Origin of the sequence: Halorarum salinum (assembly GCF_013402875.1) — an archaeon.
GTDB lineage: Archaea > Halobacteriota > Halobacteria > Halobacteriales > Haloferacaceae > Halorarum > Halorarum salinum.
The window spans coordinates 1,481,381-1,496,763 of record NZ_CP058579.1; the positions used below are offsets into that span (position 1 = coordinate 1,481,381).

At 70.7% G+C, this 15,383-nt stretch carries 11 protein-coding genes, 1 tRNA gene and 1 pseudogene; 7 read left to right on the forward strand and 6 right to left on the reverse strand.

The genetic code is table 11. The annotated features are described in order from the left end of the window. The first annotated feature begins 122 nt into the window (after positions 1-122). The 4 genes from HUG12_RS07080 to HUG12_RS07090 all read left to right on the forward strand — a co-directional run bounded on the left by HUG12_RS07080 (position 123) and on the right by HUG12_RS07090 (position 2,737). The gene (locus tag HUG12_RS07080; protein ID WP_179268088.1) at positions 123-1,223 is read left to right on the forward strand and encodes a succinylglutamate desuccinylase/aspartoacylase family protein; all 1,101 of its coding nucleotides are present in this window, start codon (positions 123-125) and stop codon (positions 1,221-1,223) included. Between the two features lie 104 nt (positions 1,224-1,327). Beyond that, positions 1,328-1,398, forward strand: a tRNA-Pro gene (locus HUG12_RS07085). A gap of 65 nt (positions 1,399-1,463) precedes the next feature. After that, positions 1,464-1,907 carry a DUF7563 family protein gene (locus HUG12_RS22180; protein WP_449405262.1) on the forward strand — a complete coding sequence of 148 codons (444 nt, stop codon included), beginning with the start codon at positions 1,464-1,466 and terminating at the stop codon, positions 1,905-1,907. A gap of 65 nt (positions 1,908-1,972) precedes the next feature. Continuing rightward, complete coding sequence (locus HUG12_RS07090) at positions 1,973-2,737, forward strand: mechanosensitive ion channel family protein (RefSeq protein ID WP_179270598.1); 765 nt, start codon at positions 1,973-1,975, stop codon at positions 2,735-2,737. A gap of 312 nt (positions 2,738-3,049) precedes the next feature. Here HUG12_RS07090 and HUG12_RS07095 read toward each other — a convergent pair whose 3' ends face one another. Both HUG12_RS07095 and HUG12_RS07100 read right to left on the reverse strand, forming a co-directional pair. Further along, entirely contained in the window at positions 3,050-4,249 is a 1,200-nt protein-coding gene (locus tag HUG12_RS07095; protein ID WP_179268089.1) for a cation:proton antiporter, read from the reverse strand. Positions 4,250-4,369: 120 nt separating this feature from the next. Next, a pseudogene (locus tag HUG12_RS07100) lies at positions 4,370-4,840 on the reverse strand (cation:proton antiporter regulatory subunit); the annotation flags it as partial. Between the two features lie 152 nt (positions 4,841-4,992). Between HUG12_RS07100 and HUG12_RS07105 the strand changes: the two are divergent. Together HUG12_RS07105 and HUG12_RS07110 are read left to right on the forward strand one after the other, a co-directional pair. Then, entirely contained in the window at positions 4,993-6,183 is a 1,191-nt protein-coding gene (locus HUG12_RS07105) for a lycopene cyclase domain-containing protein (RefSeq protein ID WP_179268091.1), read from the forward strand. Between the two features lie 65 nt (positions 6,184-6,248). Continuing rightward, positions 6,249-6,791, forward strand: a complete 543-nt coding sequence (locus HUG12_RS07110) for a GNAT family N-acetyltransferase (protein ID WP_179268092.1) — start codon at positions 6,249-6,251, stop codon at positions 6,789-6,791. A 21-nt stretch (positions 6,792-6,812) separates the two neighbouring features. Here HUG12_RS07110 and ilvD read toward each other — a convergent pair whose 3' ends face one another. Beyond that, positions 6,813-8,591: a dihydroxy-acid dehydratase gene (gene ilvD, locus HUG12_RS07115; protein ID WP_179268093.1), complete on the reverse strand. Its 1,779-nt coding sequence runs from the start codon at positions 8,589-8,591 to the stop codon at positions 6,813-6,815. Between the two features lie 634 nt (positions 8,592-9,225). Continuing rightward, positions 9,226-12,375: an adenosylcobalamin-dependent ribonucleoside-diphosphate reductase gene (locus HUG12_RS07120; RefSeq protein ID WP_179268094.1), complete on the reverse strand. Its 3,150-nt coding sequence runs from the start codon at positions 12,373-12,375 to the stop codon at positions 9,226-9,228. Between the two features lie 385 nt (positions 12,376-12,760). On the opposite strand from HUG12_RS07120, the gene HUG12_RS07125 reads away from it, so the two are divergent. Beyond that, a complete protein-coding gene (locus HUG12_RS07125; RefSeq protein ID WP_179268095.1) occupies positions 12,761-12,970 on the forward strand; it encodes a hypothetical protein in 210 nt (69 codons plus the stop codon). A 125-nt stretch (positions 12,971-13,095) separates the two neighbouring features. Here the strand turns inward: HUG12_RS07125 and trpG are convergent, their stop codons facing one another. Beyond that, positions 13,096-13,692 (reverse strand): anthranilate synthase component II, encoded by a 597-nt coding sequence (trpG, locus tag HUG12_RS07130; protein ID WP_179268096.1) that lies wholly within the window; start codon positions 13,690-13,692, stop codon positions 13,096-13,098. Then, complete coding sequence (gene trpE / locus HUG12_RS07135; protein WP_179268097.1) at positions 13,689-15,380, reverse strand: anthranilate synthase component I; 1,692 nt, start codon at positions 15,378-15,380, stop codon at positions 13,689-13,691. The genes trpG and trpE overlap by 4 nt, the downstream gene beginning before the upstream one ends. Positions 15,381-15,383: the final 3 nt, after the last annotated feature.

The following is a 15,383-nucleotide window of genomic DNA, read 5'->3' on the forward strand; positions in this document are numbered from 1 at the left end:
TCGCTCCGCTCCTTCGCTCGCGGTACGACTGTTGCAGGTACCGGGCCCGCGCACTCGTCCCACGAAACAGTACGGACTGCCGCCGAACGGGACTTTTTCCCCGCCGCTCGCGAGTCGCGGGTATGACCGATACCATCGAGGTCGGCACCGCGAGCGCGGCGCCCGGCGAGGTCGCGGACGGGTGGCTCCCCGTGGCGGGCCTCCCGACCGGCGGCGAGGAACGGCTCCCGGTCACGGTCGTGAACGGCGCCGAGGCGGGGCCGACGCTGTGGGTCACGGGCGGCGTCCACGGCGACGAGGCCACCGGCGTCGCGGTCGCACAGGACGTCGCGCGGACCGCCCGGGACCTCGCGGGCGACCTGGCCGGCGCCGTGGTCGTCGTCCCGGTCGCCAGTCCGGCGGGCCTGCGGCGCAACGAGCGCACCACCTACTACGGCGACGACGACCCGAACCGCTACTTCCCGGACGTCGAGCGGGAGTCGGCACGCCCGCCCGAGACGCAGGAGCGCGTCGACACGCGCCTGTTCGAGGCGCTCGCCGACTCGGCGGACCTGCTCGTCGACCTCCACACCGCAGGCGTCGGCTCCGTGCCGTTCGCCATCCGCGACCGGGTGCTGTACGGCGAGGGGCGGACCGAACCCGGGGCCGAGGACCTCGCCGCCGACCTCGACAGGCTGGTCGAGGCGTTCGGCCTGCCCGTGCTCACCGAGTACCCCGCCGAGGAGTACCTGGAGGAGTCGCTCCAGCGCTCGACGGCCGGCGCGGCGCTCAACACCGCCGGGATCCCGGCGTTCACCGCCGAACTCGGCGGCCACGGCGTCGTCGAGGAGGACGCCCGGGCGGCCGGCGTCGCGGGGACGCTCGCCGTCGCCGCGGAGTTCGGCCTGCTGGATTCGGTCCCGGCGGACGTCGGGGAACCGGGGGCGGGCGTGCCGGGCGCCCCGGTCGAGTTCCCCGTCCGGCGCTTCGTCGGCCCGCACGCCGAGTCCGCGGGGCTGGTGCGCCACCGCGTCGAGGCCGGTGACGCGGTCGAATCGGGCGAGGTCGTCGCGGACGTGGTGTCGCCCCACGGCGAGGTGCTGGAACGGGTGGAGTCCGAGCACGACGGCTACGTCGTCGGGCGGCGCGAGGGGCTGGCCGTCTACGAGGGCCAGGCGGTGGCGAGCATGGCGGTCCGGGACGACGGCGACCTGGTGGTCCCGCGCGAGGACGACGGGGAGTGAGTCGGCGACCCGGAGCGGAACGGGGGCGGAAGGCTCGGAGTCGGCCGACGGCGGGTCGGCCGAAACGAAGCGCTTAACCCCCGCGCTCGGTTTTGGACGGATGCGGGACCGTAGGGTAGTGGTATCCTCTGCCGATGGGGTCGGTAGGACCTGAGTTCGAATCTCGGCGGTCCCACTCCACTTCTGACCGGAATCGTCCGTATAGGTGTAACCGTCGCCCGACGGTGCGGAGGTCGGGGCATGAACACCCCTCTCGCGTTAGAGGGGTCGAATAGTACCTGCCGGCACTGTAGCTCCCACGTCTCCGAGGGCTTCAGGCGCGTCTTCGCAGCCGCCAGGGGCGTGCGCACCGCCGCCCGAACTGGGTCAGGAGCGAGCGGTTCGTCCCCGTCATCGCCGTCCGCACTGACGATCCGGAACTCCGACGCCTCGTGCTCCGAGTGGGACTCTCGAGTATCGGTCGGACCGGTCGCGTCCGTTCCGAGCGGGTCGCGGTGTACCCGCCACGGGGTCCCGACCGGAACCGTCCCTCGGAGGGGACGGAACGGGACGGTAACGACCGTTCGACCCCCGTCGGACGCCAATTTTCAGCGTTACATACGGTGTAACAGCTGGTTAGTAGGTTCTGATGATGGGCGACGGGACCCCCTCGACGGGCGGTCACAGCGGACCGGACCCCGATGAACAAGTCCACGTTACCGGTTCTCGGTACTTTCTAACTAACTTCGTCGGCGACTTTCACCGACGTGATGCTCGCTACAACGTTACAGGGTCAGGTCGTTCAGGTGTCCGTGCCGGAGTTCCTCCAGGAGACGGTCGCGGGGATCGTCGCGTTCCTGCCGCGGCTGGTCGGGGCGCTCGCGATCCTCCTGATCGGCTGGGTCCTCGGCGTCGCCGTCGGCAAGGCGGTCCGGACGCTGGCCGATCGCGTCGAGATCGACCGCATGGTGCTCGAAACGCCGCTCGGACGGATGATGGGCGGGAGCGAGGACGCCGTCTCGAACGCGTTCGGGACGATCGGGAAGTGGTTCGTCTACGCCGTCTCGATCCTGGCGGCCGCGAACGTGCTGGCGATCCCGCTGCTCTCACAGTGGATCGGGACGGCCGTCTCGTACCTCCCGGCGTTCATCGCCGGCCTGCTGGTGATCACCATCGGGTTCGTCGTCGCGGACTTCATCGGCGACGCCATCACGCGGACCCGTGCGGCGACCCAGACGGCGTACACGTCGTGGTTCGCGTCGGGAACCCGGATGTTCCTGTACTTCACTGCCATCGTCATCGGTCTGGACACGATGGGGATCGACGTCGGCATCCTCTACACGTTCGCCAACGCGGCCGCGTGGGGGCTCGCGGCCGCCATCGCGCTCGGGGCCGGCCTCGCGTTCGGCTGGGGCGGACACAACTACGTCCAGGAGAACATCGACGACTGGGCGGGGCGGGCGTCCTCGGCGTCGCCCGGGCCCCGGGGCCCGGCCCACGCCGACGGCGGCGAGGGAGAAACCACCGACGACTGACCCCTCGATGGTCGGGACTGGCTCTTCGTACGCCCGTTCCCCGGGGAAACTCCGGGTGGGTCGCACGGGTCCAGATGACGACGTCCTGCGTGGACGACGGCTACCCACGGTAGCGCACCGGCGCCCGGCGCGACGAACGGGAACCACCGGCGGGTGCCACGGTGGATCGGAACTACCCACGATTGCCACGGTGGACTAGAGCCGCCCGCAACTGACTGCGACCGTGGAGCGGACCGACCGTCGCCGGTTCCGCCGGACGTCGCCCCGCCCGTGTGCCGTCACGCTCCCGGGCGAACGTCCACCGCCCCGGGATCACCCGCCGGCCCACCCGTCCCCGAACCGACCGGTGAGCACCTCCGCGTTCTGGATCAACACCGTCCCGAGGATGCTCATCACGAGCACGTAGCCGACCGTGAACGCCGGGATCACCGACTGGAGCGTCCCGGTCCCGGAGCCGGCGGCCAGCGCGGCGATGATCAGCGAGAACTCGCCCCGGGGGACCATCCCGACCCCGACCCGGAGCGACCGCGTCGCGTCCAGCCCGTACAAGCGGCCCGAGAGGGTCCCGCTCACCAGCTTTCCGGCCGTCGTCACCACGAGCGCCGCGACCAGCAACCACGCCACGTTCGCCAGCAGCGTGACGTCGGTCGTCAGCCCGATGGCGAAGAAGAACACCGCGGCGAAGAAGTCCCGTGCCGGGGCGACCACGTTCTCGATCCGTTCGGTGTGGTCGGTGGAGCTGAACGCGGTGCCGACGAAGAACGCCGCGACCGCCTCGCTCAGCCCAGCGGTCAGCGCCGCACCCGCGACGAGCGTCGTGGCGCCGAGCACCCGGAGCAGGAACAGTTCGTCCGAGTCGACGCTGAACAGTCGTTCGATGGCCCCGGAGCCGTACCAGGCGACGAGCGCGAGCGCGCCGAGGAAGCCGAACGCGGCCCCGACCGAGGCGGCCGCCTCGGTCACCGACCCGCCGCCGAACGCGACCGCCGACAGCAGCGCCAGGTAGACCGCGATGAGGATGTCCTCGAACACGAGCGTCCCGAGGATGGGGCCGCTCTCGGGGTTGGCGACCCAGCCGTTGTCGATGAGCGACTTCGTGATGACCGCGCTCGAGGAGATGTAGACGATGCCGGCGAGGAACAGCGTCTCGACGACCGAGAAGCCGAACGCGAACCCGAGGACCAGCCCGAGCCCGAAGTTCACCGCGAAGTCGACGCTCCCGATCTTGGCGATGCGGATCCGGTCGGCCAGCAACTGGCCGACGCTGAACTCCAGTCCGAGGAAGAAGAGGAGGAAGACGATGCCGAGCTCCGCAACGGCGTCGATGAACTCGCCGTGATCGACGAGCGTCAGCGAAACGCCCGCGACCGAGGAGGGCTCGTTCGGGCCGACGAGGATCCCGACGAGGATGTACGCGGGGATGACCGAGAGGCCGACGCGGTAGGCGAGCGCGCCCGCCAGCGCGACGGCCGTGAGCGCGATGCCGATCTCGAGGAGGAGCTCCCCCGCCATCCGGGGTCAGGCGTCCTCCGCGGTCCCGCCCTCCCCCGGCCCGTCGCTCGCCTCGTCCCCCGTGTCCCCCTCCGTCGACCCGTCTCCCTCCCCGCCGTCCCCCGTGTTCGCGTTCTCGCGAAGCAGTTCCGCGAACGCCTGCTGTTCCTCGCGCGTCCCGAGCGAGACGAGCGTGTCGCCGGCCTCGATGGTGACGTCCGGCTTCGGGTTCGCGATCGTCTCCTCGCCGCGCTGGATCGCGACGACCGACACCCCGGTCCGGTTCCGGACGTTCGCCTCCTGGAGCGTCTCGCCGACGACCGGCGAGTCCTCGCCGATCTCGACCCACTCGATGATCGACTCCCCGAGCGGGACCTGGATGTCGTCCATCTCGACCGGCTGGAAGTACGCGCCCTCCAGGATCGAGCCGAGCTGTCGCGCCCGCTTCCCGGTGAGCCCGAACAGCTTCTCGCTGTCCTCGTTCGGGCCGGGGCGGAGGTACACCTCCCGCTTGCCGTCGTGGTGGATGAGCACGATCAGGCGTTCGTCCCCGTCGAGTTCCAGTTCGAACTTGTGGCCGACGCCGGGAACCTCGGCCTCGTAGATGGTCATGTCCCCCGAAACGGGCCCCGCGTAGTATAATCATCGGCCCGACCGGAACCTCCGGCCGGCGGCGTCCCGTGGGAGCCGGCGGAGGTGGTGAGGTGACGGGGCCCGGCAGGGACCGGCGGTCGACTTATCCTCCAAGCGTGCGAAATCCACGCATGGCAGTCGCCCGCCACGGGAGCGGACCGGCGGCGACGGTCCGCGCGTTCGCCTCCCAGGTCCACCCCGTGTTCATGCTCCCGCCGCTCGCGTCGTCGCTGTTCGGCGCCGCGCTCGCGGGCGCGTTCGACCCGCGCGTGGCGCTGGTCCACGCCGGGGCGATGTTCTTCGCCGTCTACACCGCCCACGTGAAGGACGGCTACGTCGACTTCTACGGCCGGGGCGAGGACGACGACCACCCGATGACCGAGCGGGGCTGTCGGCTCGGACTCGTCGGCGCCGGCGTCGGCTTCCTCGCCTGCCTCGCGTGGCTGTTCGCGGTCGCGGGCCCGCTCGCGGCGCTGGTCACGCTCCCCACCTGGTTCGTCGGCTTCCTGCACGCCCCGCAACTCGACACGAACCCCGTGACGACGACGCTCGGCTACCCGACCGGCATCTCGCTTTGCGTCCTCGGCGGCTACGTCGCCCAGACCGGCGCCGTGGCCCTCCGACCGCTCGCGCTCGCCGCCGTGTTCCTCGTCGTCCTCGCGGGCGTGAAGGTCGTCGACGACTCGCAGGACTACGACTACGACGCCTCCATCGACAAGCGCACCGTCGCGGTCTCGCTCGGTCGCCGGCGCGCACGGACGCTGGCGTACGCCCTGCTGGGCGCGGGGCTGTTCGCGGTCGTCCCGCTCGCCGTCGCGGGCGTCGTGCCGCCGAGCGCGCCGGCCGCGAGCCTCGTCTACGCCGTCGTGGTCGCGCTGGCGTACCCCGCCGACGCGGAGACGGCGACGATGCTGCTGATCCGCGGGGCGTACCTCTTCCTCGCCGGCCTGCTCGTCGCGACGTTCTTCACCCCGCTCGCCGGGTACGGACTCCCGGACGTCACCGTCCTGGGGCCGTACACGTACCTCGCCACGGAGGTCGTCTTCGGCGCCGTCGCGCTCGCGCTGCTCGCCCGGCAGGGCCGGGGGGCGCTGTGGCGTGCCGGGAGGACCGTCGCCGTGCTGTACCCCGTCGCGTACGTCTGGGACTGGTACACGCTCGAGGTGGGGGTGTTCTCCATTCCGATGCGGACGGGGGTCGAACTGGTAGGGATCCCGCTGGAGGAGCATGTCTTCATGGTGGTCGTGCCGGCGCTGGTGCTGGGGATCCACGAGACGGTGAACGGGGGAGCAGGCGGCGAGTCCCCTTCGGGCGCGGACTGAACCGGTCCGAAGGCCCCGGTTTCGGACCCCCGGATTACTTGTCACGTCCCCCTCGACGGGCACTCATGCCCGGCCCGACGTTCCTCTCCGGCGACCGGACCACCCTCCACCCGGCGACCGAGGACGACCTTCCCTTCCTCCTCGAGAACGAGAACGACGAGCGCGTCAGGCGAACCCGCAGCGGCGCCCTGCCGACCGCGGCCGGGGAGTTCCGTCCGCGACTCGGCGGGACGACCGGCCGGTCGGACGACACGCTCGTCCTGCTCGTCGTCGCGGACGGGGACCCCGTCGGCCTCGTGTACCTGATCCGCGAGCGGCCGAACGACGACACGTTCCGCCGCGCGGAGCTGGCCTACTGGATCGCGCCCGACGAGTGGGGGAACGGGTACGCGACCGACGCCTCGCGCGCCGTCCTGGCTCACGGCTTCGACGCGATCGGGCTCCACAAGGTCACCGCGACCGCGTTCGAGCACAACCCCGCGTCCCGGCGGGTGCTGGAGAAGGCGGGGTTCGAGGGGGAGGGCGTCCACCGCGCGGAGGCGTACGTCGACGGCGAGTGGCGGGACATCCACCGCTACGGCCTGCTGGCCGGGGAGTTCGACGGGTGAGGGGTCCGTCGACGACCGACCTCAGTCCCGCTTCGCCTTCGGATTCGTCACGGCTCCGTTAGCGGCGCTCCCGAAGTCCCGGGCGTACTTCGCCAGCACGCCGCCCGTGTACGCGGGTTCCCGGGGCTCCCACGCGCCCGCCCGCCGCTCCAGTTTCTCGTCGTCCACGTCCACCGACAGCTCCCGGTTCGGGATGTCGACGGTCACCGTGTCGCCGTCCTCCACGAGGCCGATGGGGCCGCCCTCGGCCGCCTCGGGTGCGACGTGGCCGACCATCGGCCCCCGGGTCGCCCCCGAGAAGCGGCCGTCGGTGAGCAGCGCCACGTCGTCCTCGTGGCCTGCGCCGACGACCGCGGCCGTGACGCCGAGCATCTCGCGCATCCCCGGTCCGCCGCGGGGCCCCTCGTTCCGGATGACGAGCACGTCGCCCGACTCGATGTCGCCCGACTGGACGTACGCCATCGCCTCCTCCTCGTCCTCGAACACGCGCGCGGGGCCCTCGTGGTGGAACGCGTCGTCGCCGGTGACCTTCAGCACCGCGCCGTCGGGCGCGAGGTTCCCCGTGAGGACCTTGATCGCGCCCTCCTCCTGGTACGGCTCGTCGACGGTGTAGAGGAAGTCCGCCTCGATGGAATCGTCTTCGGGGAGCGCGCCGCGCTCCTCGAGATGGGCGAGTTCCTCGGCGATCGTGCGGCCGGTGACGGTCATCGCGTCGCCGTGGAGGTAGCCGCCCGCGAGCAGGCGCCGCATCACGACCGGGACGCCGCCGACCTCGTGGAGGTCGAGCATGACGCGCGTGCCCCCGGGTTGGAGGTTGGCGATCTTGGGGGTCCGGCGGGAGATCTCGTCGAACTCCTCGATCGAGAGGTCGACGTCGGCCTCCGCCGCGAGCGCGAGCAGGTGGAGCACCGCGTTGGTCGACCCGCCCATCGCCACCTGCACTGCGATGGCGTTCTCGAACGACTCGCGGCTGACGACGTCCGAGGGGCGGCGATCCTGCTCGACGCACTCCAGCGCGAGTTCGCCCGCGCGGCGCGCGACGTCGAGCCGTTCCTCGGACTCGGCGGGCGGGGAGGCGGCCCCCAGCGGCGCGAGCCCGAGCGCCTCGGAGATGGAGGCCATCGTGTTCGCGGTGAACATCCCGCCACAGGAGCCCGCGCCGGGGCAGGCGTGCCGCTCCAGATCGTCGAGTTCCTCGGCGGACATCTCGCCCTCTGCGTAGGTGCCGACGCCCTCGAAGACGTTCTGGACGGTGACGTCCCGCCCCTCGTGCTCGCCGGGCATGATCGAACCGCCGTAGAGGAACACGGAGGGGAGGTCGGTCCGGACGGCCGCCATCATCATCCCGGGGAGGTTCTTGTCACAGCCCGCGACCGTCACCAGCGCGTCCACGCGCTCGCCGAACGAGACGAGTTCGACGGAGTCGGCGATGACCTCCCGCGAGATGAGGCTGGCCTTCATCCCCTCGGTTCCCATCGAGATGGCGTCCGAGATGGTGACGGTGCCGAACTCGACGGGCATCCCGCCGGCGTTCTCGATCCCCTCGCGGGCGGCCCCCGCGACGTCGTCGAGGTGGACGTTGCAGGGGGTGACGTCCGCGGCGGGGTTCGGGATGGCGACCATCGGCGAGGAGAGGTCGCGGTCGTCGTAGCCCATCGCGCGGAACATCGCGCGGTGGGGCGCGCGCTCGGCCCCGGCGGTGACCTCGTGGCTCGGGAGCTCCTCCGACTTGTCCCCGGCGAACCGCTCCTCGTCGTGTGCTCCGTCCGGTTCGCGGTCCGGGGCCTGCTGGTTGCTCATGGAGGCTGGTCGGTACGGACCCGCATAAACTGTCGCCCACGGACAGTTCTTGCTGTTCGTTCGATAGTGGGTTCAGGCAGCAGGATCCGGTGTGGTGTGAGCGCTTACTCCTGCCAGTCGGAGCGGTCGAGCGCCCGGCCCCTTTCAGTCCCGCTCCGTGGGACGGTCGGGCGAGCGTCGTGGTGGCTCCCCGGGCCTCCCCGGCGGGCGCACCGCGAGCGACCGGCGGGAGCGAGCCGCGCCCGCCGCATCCCCCGACCGTCAGCCGGCAACCGTAACGCCGGACTACCGACGGCGTGCCGGTCGGTAATCGAGCCAGCGACGCTCGGTCGGGAAGCCGGCGGGTGGGAATGGAAGGGGCCGCGGCTCTCGGCGAAGTTCTCGTGAGCGCAGCGAACGAGAATTCGGAAGAGGAGCGGAGCGAGTCTTCGTAAGCGCGGACCGGTAAGCACCACAGCGCGAGGGAGCGGAGCGACCGAGCGCGAGGAGCGCAGCCGGCCGCACCGAGTCGAGAGCCGCGGGGGCTTCCGCGGTCGTCACCACGGCAGTCGCGGTGCTGCCCGCTCCACTGGAAACGAACGAGACCGACTCGAACAAAAATCCGAAGCAGTCGGCGACCCGACTCAACCGGACCCTAACACTCGGACCAGCCGCAGGACTCGCACGTCTTGCAGCCCTCCGAGTAGTACAGCGTCATGCTGCCGCAGTCGGGACACTCGGGCGACTCGCCGTTCGCGATGAGTTCGTCCACCGCGTCGTCCGCGCCGCCGGCGGCCTCCGGTCCGGGTTCGTGGGGGGAGTCGGCCGCCTCCGCGCCGCCGTCCGGCTCCGGAAGCCCCGAGTCGGCCGCGTCGGAGCGTGCCGCCTCCTCGTCGATGTCGTCGAGGCGCTGCTGGTCCGGGTAGCCCTTGTCGACCTCGTCGTCGAGGTAGCGCCGGAGCGCGGTGCCGATGGCGTCCGGGATGGACTGGATCTGCTCGCCCTTGTCCCAGGCGACCTTCGGGCTCCGGGTGCCCTGCAATTCGTCGACGATCTCGCTCGGGTCGACGCCCGAGCGCAGGGCGGTGGAGATGACCTTCGCCAGCGACTCGGTGAAGGAGTTGGTGAACCCGCCCGAGTGGCCGATGTTGGCGAACAGCTCGAACGGCTCGCCCGTGCTCGGGTCCTCGTTGATGGTGACGTACACCTTCCCGTAGCCGGTCTGGATGAGCTGGGTGATGCCGCGCAGCGAGTCGGGCCGCGGGCGCTTCTCGGTGTAGTCGACCGTCGGCTGGTCGGCGGCCTCCAGCAGCCCCTCGACCTCGGCGTCCAGCGCGGCGCGCACGTCCTCGTTCCCCAGGAAGCCCTCGATGCCGCCGAACACCTCCGAGATCTGCTCGACGAGCGCCTCGGCGGCCTCGCTCTCGTCGGCGAACTCCGCGTTGTCCGCGCGGGTCGTGAGCACCTGCTTCGAGCGAGTGCCGTCGCGGTAGTAGGTGACGCCCTTGCCGCCGTGGTCGTAGATGTAGCGGAAGACGTCGTCGGCGTCCTCCACGGTGGAGTCGTTGGGCGCGTTCACCGTCTTCGAGATGGCCGAGTCGACGCCGGCCTGGCAGGCGACCTGGACGCCCGCGTGGTCCTTCGCGGTGAGATCGCCCGTGACGACGAACAGCTCGCCGATGGCGTCCGGAACGGCGTCCAGCCCGTCGACGCCGTCGAACTCGTTGTTCGCCATCTGCTCCTGGGCCTCCGTCTTCACGGCCTCGACGTCGACGTCGTTGGCCTCCAGCGTGCGGAGGAAGTAGTCGTCGAACTCCACGAGCATCTCGTCGCCCTGCACGTCGTCGGAGACGTTCTTGTAGTAGGCGACGTTGTAGATGGGCTCACAGCCGCCCGTGGTGTTGCCGACCATCGAGGTCGTCCCGGTCGGGGCGATCGTCGTCGTGTTGTGGTTCCGGATGGGGAAGCCGTCGGCCCACTTCTCGGGGTCCTCGCCGACGTACTGCTCGAACCACTCGGGGTACTCGGTCGGGTTCGCGTACTTCGAGTCGTCCCAGTCGTCGAACGAGCCGCGCTGCTCGGCGAGGACGTGGGAGGTCCACTTCGAGCCGTGGTTGATGTGGGTCATGAGCTGGCGGGCGATCTCGTTGCCCACGTCGCTGCCGTAGCGGACGCCGAGCTGGATGTACAGCTGGGCCAGTCCCATCACGCCGAGCCCGATCTTGCGCATCTCGCGGACCTTCCGCTCGATCTCCTCGACCGGGAAGTCCGACATCGTGACGACGTTCTCGAGGAACCGGGTGCCGTAGGCGATGCGGTGGTCGAACGCCTCCCAGTCCATCGCGTCCTCGAGGAACGCGTCGACCGCGTCCGCCTGCGAGTCGAACTCGTCCGCGTGTTCCTCGCTCCAGACGCGCCAGTCCGGGGCGTCCAGCGCCGCGAGCGTCGAGAGGTTGATGTGCCCGAGGTTGCACGCCTCGTACTCCTCCAGGGGCTGCTCGCCGCAGGGGTTCGTCGCGAGGATGCGGTGCTCGGGGTGCTCCTCCACGTCGAACGAGTGGAGCTTGTTCACCCGTTCGAGGTAGATGATGCCCGGCTCGCCGTTCTCGTGGGCGCCCTCGACGATGTGCTCCCAGACGGCCTCGGCGGGCACCGAGAGGACCTCGCCGACCTCGACGTGCTCGCCGAGCCCGAACATGTCGTAGAGCTCCTTCGTCTCGGGCGTCGCGACGTGGGGCTCCCCCGTGCGCGGGTTCGTGAACGTGAACTCCTCGCCGGCCTCCAGCGCCGCCATGAAGTCGTCGGTGACGCCGACCGAGATGTTGAAGTTCGAGAGGTGGCCCTCGACGGCGTTCCGAAGGTGTTTCGGGACCTTGCCGTCCTCGCCGATGAGTTCCCGCGCCTCCTCCAGCGCGTCGGCGAAGCTCGTGTGCGTGTAGTCGTCGGGGTCGTTCAGCTTCAGAGTGTTCGCCAGCGAGACGTCCTTGTTCTTCGCGTGGATGAACTGGATGACGTCCGGGTGGGAGACGCGCATGACGCCCATCTGGGCGCCGCGGCGGGCGCCGCCCTGCGCGATGGTCTCGCACATCTGGTCGAACGTCCGCATGAAGGTGATGGGCCCGGAGGCGATGCCGCCGGTGGAGCCGACCGCGTCGCCGTACGGGCGGAGCTTCCAGAACGCGTAGCCCATGCCGCCGCCGGACTGGAACACCTGGGCGGCCTCCTTGGCCGTCTGGTGGATGTCGTCGATGTCGTCGTCGGGCGAGTCGACGAAGCAGGCCGAGAGCTGCTGGAGCTCGTCGCCCGCGTTCATCAGCGTCGGCGAGTTCGGCATGAACGAGAGCCGCTCCATCAGCTCCCGGAACTCGTCGGCCACGTCCTCGACGTGCGCGGCGATCTCCTCGGGGAGCTCGGGGACGACGGTGTCGTAGGCGAACTTGTTGACGTTGTAGACGGAGAGGGCCGTCTCGGCGTCGTCGTCGGGGGCGACGCCCTCGCCGAAGACCTCCGCGGCGAGTTCGTCGCGGCGCGGGTGGTCGGGCTTCAGCTGGTCGGGCGTGACCGTCACCTCGACGTCGCGCTTCTCGGCCTCGTAGACGGCCTCCGCGAGCGCGATGTTCTTCGCGACGCGGACGAACAGCTCCTCCTGGGTCTCGGTGAGTTCCCCGTCGGCGTCCTTGCGAAGATAGCGGGCGGGAAGGATGTTGTCGTAGGCGTTGCCGGTGAGCCGCTCCCGGAGGGTCTCCCCCTGGGTGCGCTTGATCGGCAGGTCGAGTTCGTCAGCGCCGAGGTCCGCGCGACTCATGCGTCGCGCCCCTCCCCGGCGTGGCCCCGCTTCGGGGCGAATTCGGTGATGACGTGGTAGTGTTCCATGTGTAATTCGGACGGACGTTCGCTTCCGGAGCCACCGTCATAACCGTTGTGGGTCCGGTTCCAGTTGCAGTAATTCAACCACGGTTGGGCGCCGTCGCTTCGCGACGACGGTCCTGCCGGGCGAACCGCTACCGGTCGTCCATGGATACGGTCCCAGGAAGTATAAGAGTGTGCAGAGCGGACCGAAAGTTACGCCGTCGTGCGGTTCGGTCGAAAACACGGGGACGGCAACGTGGTGCAGTGTTGCGTATACGTGGTCATTACTGCGGGGTAAGCGAGGGGTAAGCGGTATCAACGAAGAGCACGTACCCCCGGATATGTCGGTGAACCTCGCTTCGCTCACGGCCGCGCTGCTTCAACTACCGGCGGTGTTCGAGACCCAACCGGGCCAGCTGTTCCTCGGCATCGTGGCGTTGCTGGCCGTCATGCTGGTCGGACGGATCGTGCTCAAGATCGCGTGGAAGGTCACCCTCGTCGCGGGGCTCGGCCTCGGCGCGTTCCTGCTCGTCACCACGTTCCTCGTCTGACGGGCCCGGCCGCTCCGCAGCGGAAACGACCGATCCGTAGTCGCGACGCCGGTCCCCGGGGGGCGCGGCGCCGGACGAACCGGTAGCGAACTCTCCGGACGAACCGGTAGCGGACTCCTACCGGCTCAGACGCACTCGGCCAGGAAGTTCCCGACGACGTCGTGGCCCACCGCCGTGAGCACCGACTCCGGGTGGAACTGCACGGCCTCGATGGGGTGCTCCCGGTGGCGCACGCCCATCACGAGCTCCTCGTCGCCGTGGCGGGTCGTCGCCGACACGGCGAAGCAGTCGGGCACCTCGGTGGCGACGAGCGAATGGTAGCGGCCCGCCCGGAACCCCTGGTCCAGGCCGGTGAACACGCCCGCGCCGTCGTGTTCGACCGGGAACGCCTTCCCGTGGACCGGTTCGGGCGCGTGACCGACGCGCCCGCCGTACTCGTACACGGCGGCCTCGAGCCCGAGACAGACGCCGAGCGTCGGAACCTCGGGCGAGAGCTCCCGCAGGACCGGCATCGTCACGCCCACGTCGCGGTCGTTCCGGGGGTGGCCGGGGCCGGGACTGATGACCAGCGCGTCGGGGTCGGTGTCGCGGACCGCCGCGAGCGAGGCGGCGTTCCGCAGCACCTCGATCGAGGGGCGCTCCCCGTCGACCGACAGGTCGCTCACGTACTCCACGAGGTTGTACGTGAACGAGTCGTAGTTGTCGACGACGGTGACCCTCATCGCTCCGCCTCCGACTCGGCGGCGGCCGTCACGGGGTCCTCCGCGTCCGCCCCCCGGCCCGCGAGCGCGCGCTCGACGGCCGCGAGGACGCCGTCCATCTTCCCCTCGGTCTCCTCGTACTCGCTCGCCGGGTCCGAGTCCGCCACGATGCCCGCGCCCGCGCGGACCGTGAGTTCGTCGGCGGCGGTCGAGGCTCGCTCGTCGAGGGTCCCCGGCGACCCGGAGCGGCCGTGTTCCACCGTCGCGGTCCGGATGACGATGGCGAGGTCGGCGTCGTCGGTCCACGAGAAGTAGCCGACGCCGCCGCCGTACACGCCCCGCGGCTCGAGTTCCAGTTCGTCGATCAGCTCCATCGCCCGGACCTTCGGCGCCCCGGTCAGGGTGCCGGCCGGGAACGTCGCCCGCGCCGCGTCGAAGGCGTCCGCGTCGGCCGCGAGCGTCCCGGTCACCGTGGACTCGATGTGCTGGACGTGGCTGTACTTCAGGACGTTCATGAACTCCTCGACCCGGACGGAACCGGGGTCGGAGACGCGCCGGACGTCGTTGCGCGCGAGGTCCACGAGCATCGTGTGCTCGGCGCGCTCCTTCCCGTCGGCGAGCATCTCGCCGGCCAGCCGACGGTCCTCCACGGGCGAGGAGCCGCGCGGACACGTCCCCGCGATGGGGTTCGAGACGACGCGGTCGCCCCGCACCGAGACGAGCGTCTCCGGCGAGGCGCCGACGACCGAGCGGTCGCCGTGCTGCAGGAGGTACATGTACGGCGAGGGGTTCACCGACCGGAGCGACTCGTACAGCGCGAGGTCGTCCACCTCGCCCTCGACCGTTCGCGTCCGGGAGATCACTCCCTGGTAGACGTCGCCGTCGAGGACGTGCTCCTTCGCCGTCCGAACCGCCGCCTCGTACTCGTCGCGCGGGCCCGCCGTCTCGCCGGTCTTTCGGATGCCGCGGGTCTCCGGCGGCTCGGCCGCGCGGAGCGTCTCCGCCACGTCGTCTGCCTCCGCCGCGAGGTCGTCGTAGACGGCGCCGGGGTCGTCGTCGGGGCCGACGACCGGCGTGAACACCAGTTCGACGGTCCCCTCGCGGTCGTCGAACGCGAGCGTCCGCGTCGTGAGCACGAACTCCGCGTCGGGGACGACCGGGTCGGGCCGCTCGACGCCGACCTCCGCGAGGTGGAGGTCGTACACCGCGTCGTACGCCAGAAAGCCCACCAGCCCGCCGTCGAGCGTCTGCCGGTCCGACTCGGGGAACCCGACGCGCTCCACGTCCGGCAGTGCTGCACGAACCCTGTCGAGCACGTCGTCGCCGCCGGTCTCGACGTACTCGGCGGCGGGGCCGAGCCGTTCGACCTCGGTCCGGTCGGGGTGGACGGAGACGACCGCCTCGGGGTCGTAGCCGACGAACGAGAAGCGGGCGTGTCGCTCGGCGCCGCCCGCAGCCGCCTCGCCCGCCGCCCCCCCGGCGCCGGGGACGGTCCCGTTCCCTCCGCTCGGCGCGAACGCGCCGTCCGGGTCGCTGGAGGCGACCTTGCCGGCGCTCTCCAGCAGGAACGAGTGGTCCGAGCGGTCCGCGAGCGCGGCGTACGCCGTCAGGGGTTCGACCTGGGGGTCGAGCGCCGCCGTGAGATGAACGACGGCCGGCCCGTCGACGGACCCCGCCAGGTCGACGAACTCCTCGCGCGAGCGGTTCATGGG